The sequence below is a fragment of the Paenibacillus sp. 01T422 genome, from assembly GCF_056398785.1.
Genome location: NZ_JBFTQB010000446.1, coordinates 1 through 5,067, shown reverse-complemented (window position 1 = coordinate 5,067; position 5,067 = coordinate 1). Strand labels below are relative to the sequence as shown.

Sequence of the window (5,067 nt, the reverse complement as noted above, 5' to 3'; positions counted from 1 at the left end):
GTCCTGCGCGCACGCCTGGACATGGCATCTACCGCAATATGTCAGAGCTGAAGCCTGGACAATGCGCTGTTTTTGACCGCAATGGCTTATCCATCAGAACCTACTGGAAGCTGGAAAGCCACCCTCATCCGGATGATGTTGCGGCTACGGCGCTTCAGGTCCAGCAGCTGCTGAGTGACACGGCCCAGCGGCAGCTTGTCTCCGATGTACCCATCTGTACTCTGTTATCTGGAGGGCTTGACTCCAGCGCATTAACTTCACTTGCCGCGGAGCATTACAAGGAAAGCGGAAAAGGCGCTCTGCACACTTTCTCAGTAGATTACAAAGATAATGATAAGCACTTCAAAGCCAACCTATTCCAGCCTAACTCCGATGCTCCTTGGATTAAGCGGATGACTGAGCATCTTGGTACCGAGCACCATTATATTGAATTCGACACGCCTGAACTAGTGGAATCCCTGAAAACAGCCGTTTTTGCCCGGGATTCGCCGGGGATGGCCGATGTTGACGGATCCCTTTATTTGTTTTGCCGTGAAATCAAAAAGGAAGCCACGGTCGCCATCTCGGGGGAAGCTGCAGATGAGATCTTTGGCGGGTATCCTTGGTTCCACAACGAGGAAGCCCTCTCTGCCAATACGTTCCCTTGGTCGCTTAAATTGCCTAACCGGGTCGATCTGCTGGCACCTGACTTGATCGATTGGATTAAGCCAGTTGAATACGTCAGCAATCGGTATCAGCAGGCCTTAAGTGAAGTACCGCGGCTGGCAGGAGAAACACAGCAGCAAAACCGGATGCGGGAAATGTCCTACCTCAATATCACCCGGTTCATGCCAACTCTGCTCGATCGCAAGGATCGCATGAGCATGGCTGTCGGACTTGAGGTCCGTGTTCCTTTCTGCGATCACCGTCTCGTTGAGTATGTCTGGAATATTCCATGGGAAATTAAAACATCGGGAGATCGGGAAAAAGGCATTTTACGAAAAGCGCTAAAAGGCGTTTTACCTGATGATGTCTTAACCCGCAAGAAAAGCCCGTATCCAAAAACACACAATCCTAATTACTTAACAGCTGTTCGTAAATGGGTGTTGGAAATTTTGGATGACCCCAGCTCACCCCTGCTGCCCTTCATTGATGTGAAAAAAATACGTGCACTCGCCAGCTCCGACACGAACGATTTCGATCTACCGTGGTTCGGCCAGTTGATGACGGGACCTCAGATGTTCGCGTATTTGGCACAAGTGGATATGTGGTTGCGAAACTATAAAATATCAATCCGTTAATATAAAAAGACCTGCTGTCCACTGATGTGGAAGCAGGTCTTTTCTTTAGGATTCGTTAAGATCAGGAAGCCTATCCAGGAACAAACGTAAAGCTTTGGCCCGATGACTGATGCCATTCTTCTCTTCCACCGTCAGCTCCGCCATTGTTCTTCCCAGAGAAGGAACGTAAAACAGCGGATCGTAGCCGAAGCCACTTTCGCCGCGTTGTTCCCCTATAATGTAACCCGGACAAGATCCCTCGGCTTCAATGATTTCATTCGCCACTGGGTCGATAAGCGCAAGTGCACAAACAAAGGCAGCCTCACTCAAAAACTTCGGATGTCCAGCTTCCATAGGCAAACCATCCGCCGGCGCAGACTCGCTCAAAGCTTGAAGCAGTTTGTTATTGTTGGCTGCATCTGTTGCGTTGTCTCCGGCATATCTGGCCGAATAAACGCCAGGATCACCACCTAGCGCTTTCACACACAAGCCTGAGTCATCTGCAAGCACAGGAACATGAAGATGCGCGGAAATAATTTGCGCTTTGATCCGCGCATTCTCCGCAAACGTCTTGCCGCTTTCGACGATTTCCGGAAGGTCCGTATAATCAGCCAAGCTGCGGACTTTGTACCCTTTGGAGCCAAAAAGACTCTCAAACTCCTTGACTTTCCCTTCATTGCGGGTTGCAATCACAACGATATTACTTCGTAGCCGCATGTTGTACACCCCGAATACGATCCGCTATAGGGCCAAGTACTTTGGACTGCTCTTCAATCATCGTATGAATCCCAGTTTCTGCAAGAGCAAGAAGTTCATCCAATTCCTTGCGTGAAAAAGGAGAATCTTCACCCGTTCCTTGGATTTCTACAAATTGTCCTTGCCCTGTCATCACTACGTTCATATCCACCTTAGCCTGTGAATCCTCTTCATAATTCAGATCCAGACGAGGTGTTTGACCGATGACGCCAACAGAAACAGAAGCCAAGAAGTCGTTAATCGGAAACTTCGCCAAATTTTTATCTGTCGCCAGTTTGTTGATAGCAAAAGCCATGGCTACGAATGCTCCGGTAATCGAAGTGGTACGAGTACCTCCATCTGCTTGAATAACATCGCAGTCCAATGTAATGGATCTCTCGCCCAAAGCTTCTAAGTTAACTACGGAACGAAGCGCCCGTCCGATCAAACGCTGAATCTCCATCGTCCGCCCGCCAAGCTTGCCTTTGGCAGCTTCCCGTTGATTTCTAACTTGAGTGGCGCGAGGCAGCATGGAATATTCCGCGGTTACCCAGCCTTTGCCTTGTCCTTTCATAAAAGGCGGCACTCGCTCTTCAACCGTTGCCGTGCAAATTACTTTCGTATCCCCGACCTCAATTAGCACCGAGCCTTCAGCATGTTTTATATAATGGGGGGTTATTTTCATTGGACGCAATTCTTCATTCGTTCTTCCGCCAATTCGCATAAATCGTGTTCTCCTCCTGTCGCTTCCAAGGGAAGCTAAATACTCTCGCCCCATTGTAACAAAGTAGCCGAAGAAAAGCACCCTCATCAAGAACAATGATGCTCGGCTGATCAAAAGGATGAGAAAACCTCTATGCAAAATTTCTTTTGCATAGAGGTATATGGAGCAACGCAAGCTGATTATAACTTGGTCGGATTAATATGAGCAGGCCTCGCTACTGGCTTCGTATAGTTCTGAGTGCTATCCGAAGAGGTAAATTTCACAGCGCCATCCACTTTGATCTGAACTTGCTTAAAGCCTGTATTCTCCGTCAACGAAAGAATAACCGACTTCAGAGCATCTTCAGGCGCTTTCTGATCAGCGCCAAGCAGCTTATTCGAGAAGTCAACCGTAATCAAGGYATCAGCCGGGTTAATGCTCTTCACTTCCGTTGCGGCGTTCAGAACGCTTGCTAGCCCTTTCTTCTGATCAGGCCCTTTTATCAGCTGATCGACAACGGCTTTAGCTATATTATCCGTTCTTTTGACCAGTCTTGTCACAGGTACATAATATTTGTAGTCTTGATCGTTTTGATTAAGGAAGTAGAGCGTAACCGGCGTGGACTGCCCGAATTCCGCATCCTCTGCTTTCTCGAGGTTGATCCCCATGGAACGCGCCAACGGACTATCAAGCGGTGTTTTGCCCTTTGGCATTTCTTTGAGATCCTTACCATCAACACGTAGCTGCACTTTCTCTACCGTTGGGAAACTCGTCAAATTCCAAGTGATAGCTTCTAATATTTTTCTTTCATTTTGCTGATCATACGTTAGGAACTCTTTTGAGAAATCTACGATGGCGCGTTTGTCTGATGTGACATTTAAGCTAATGACTTTCGTTCCTTTCGGTAGCAAAGCCTGAAACCCAGATGGGAGCAAGCTTGAAACCGGACCGCCATCCACCATGTACTCAAGCGTCGTCTTCGCAACCGACACCGATTTCGGCAATCCCAGACTGAGCGGAGCGACGAAGCCTTTGGCATCCTTCACATACACCGTCATTTGGGATGAATTATCGTCGATCATATCGATCGTGACCGCAGCTGATGTCGTCTTAACGTCAGCTTCCGCACCCGTGGTCGGAGGTGCATCAATGTCAGCTTTCTTCCCAGTGCCCAGGACCGAACATCCTGTGGTCAGCAAGGCAATCACCCCCGCGATAGCGGCTGAACGAATCCAATGTTGATGTTTCATTTGCTTATTTCCTCCTTCGAGTTTTCGCAGAAGCCTCTTCTGAAGCGTCTGCCGCATATTTACTTTTGGGCATGGCCTGTACATTGCATTTTCGTATTATTATGTATACGGGGCTTTGTCCGATTTATAACTACTTTTTGTCCACATGCTCAAAAAAGTAATTTCAGAGAAGCCTCCACCCTTTTTCTAATGAATACCTGCCTTTTCGGCATCCTACCTTGATATGCTATACTTGTAAAAATAGACAGATAATGATCTAACTGGAGGCGCACAGATGAGAACATTCCTCAAAGATAAAACGCTCATTTTCAACGAATTCCGGGATGAAGTTTTCAGTCACTATCCGCAAGCCGTCATAGAAGAGGCTGTTGCCCGCCTGCTCGTGGAAATCAAAGGCATCAAAAAAATCCCTTATGAGATGATCACCACGACTTTATTAGGTGTTTTGAGCAAAACAGAGACTTATAACGTGATGACTACACTCATGGAGCTGCAAAAAAAGGTTAAACATGACTCCGAGCTGCTAGCCAGCATGAAAGATCCTGCCTACAACGTGCATCGCACCATTGCCATGTCCATCTGTGGCTTGTACGGCAGTGGCGCAGCTTCACTATTTGGTTTTGTGGACTGTAAATTCCGCTTTTTCTTTCCGACAAAACGTCCTAAATCTTTTATTTCAAAAGGAATTTGCGCGATTGTAGCTTCAACTGCCAGTGTGATCATTTCGGAAAATGTAAAAGTCGATTATTCGGAACGCAATCTCGCGCTGCTGGCTGAGAGAGGTGTCCAGCTTGAAGATATGGTGGAAATACTGGATACCCTTCAACGTCCCTACAATCCAGACATGGAACGCAGTCTATGCGAAGAACACATTATTGCTGTGCTGCGCAAACAGCAGACCTTCCATGCGCTGCAGCTGGCGATCAAAATAGACACCGCCGTCGAAGCCGGCGAATTCAATCCACAATATAATCATATTGTCGGGCAAGATGAAGGGCTTTTCGGAGTGGATGAAAGCATCGCAACTGCCGTTCCTTTGATGTATGGAACTATTGCGCTTACGAATTTTGGGTACTTGGACAAAGAGAAGATCGGGATTATCAAAGAGCTGGACAGCGAT

Annotated in this window: 5 protein-coding genes; 2 read left to right on the top strand and 3 right to left on the bottom strand. The window is 47.5% G+C overall.

The annotated features are described in order from the left end of the window. Positions 1–1,280: asparagine synthase (glutamine-hydrolyzing) (asnB, locus tag AC1DUA_RS22675; protein WP_477501929.1), on the top strand; the 1,280-nt coding region annotated here is incomplete at its 5' end. Between the two features lie 45 nt (positions 1,281–1,325). On the opposite strand, the gene AC1DUA_RS22670 is transcribed toward asnB, so the two are convergent. The 3 genes from AC1DUA_RS22670 to AC1DUA_RS22660 all read right to left on the bottom strand — a co-directional run bounded on the left by AC1DUA_RS22670 (position 1,326) and on the right by AC1DUA_RS22660 (position 3,947). Then, positions 1,326–1,976, bottom strand: coding sequence for an XTP/dITP diphosphatase (locus AC1DUA_RS22670; protein ID WP_477501928.1), 651 nt, complete (start codon positions 1,974–1,976; stop codon positions 1,326–1,328). After that, positions 1,960–2,718, bottom strand: a complete 759-nt coding sequence (gene rph / locus AC1DUA_RS22665; RefSeq protein ID WP_477501927.1) for a ribonuclease PH — start codon at positions 2,716–2,718, stop codon at positions 1,960–1,962. The genes AC1DUA_RS22670 and rph overlap by 17 nt, the downstream gene beginning before the upstream one ends. 179 nt (positions 2,719–2,897) lie before the next feature. Then, entirely contained in the window at positions 2,898–3,947 is a 1,050-nt protein-coding gene (locus AC1DUA_RS22660) for a GerMN domain-containing protein (protein WP_477501926.1), read from the bottom strand. A 274-nt stretch (positions 3,948–4,221) separates the two neighbouring features. On the opposite strand from AC1DUA_RS22660, the gene AC1DUA_RS22655 reads away from it, so the two are divergent. Next, positions 4,222–5,067, top strand: an 846-nt coding sequence (locus AC1DUA_RS22655; RefSeq protein ID WP_477501925.1) for a phosphatidylglycerophosphatase A, incomplete at its 3' end; no start/stop codon positions are given.

Coding starts and splice junctions, on each gene's coding strand:
- AC1DUA_RS22670 (WP_477501928.1), bottom strand. CDS start 1,976: ATGCGGCTACGAAGTAATATCGTTGTGATTGCAACCCGCAATGAAGGG.
- rph (WP_477501927.1), bottom strand. CDS start 2,718: ATGCGAATTGGCGGAAGAACGAATGAAGAATTGCGTCCAATGAAAATA.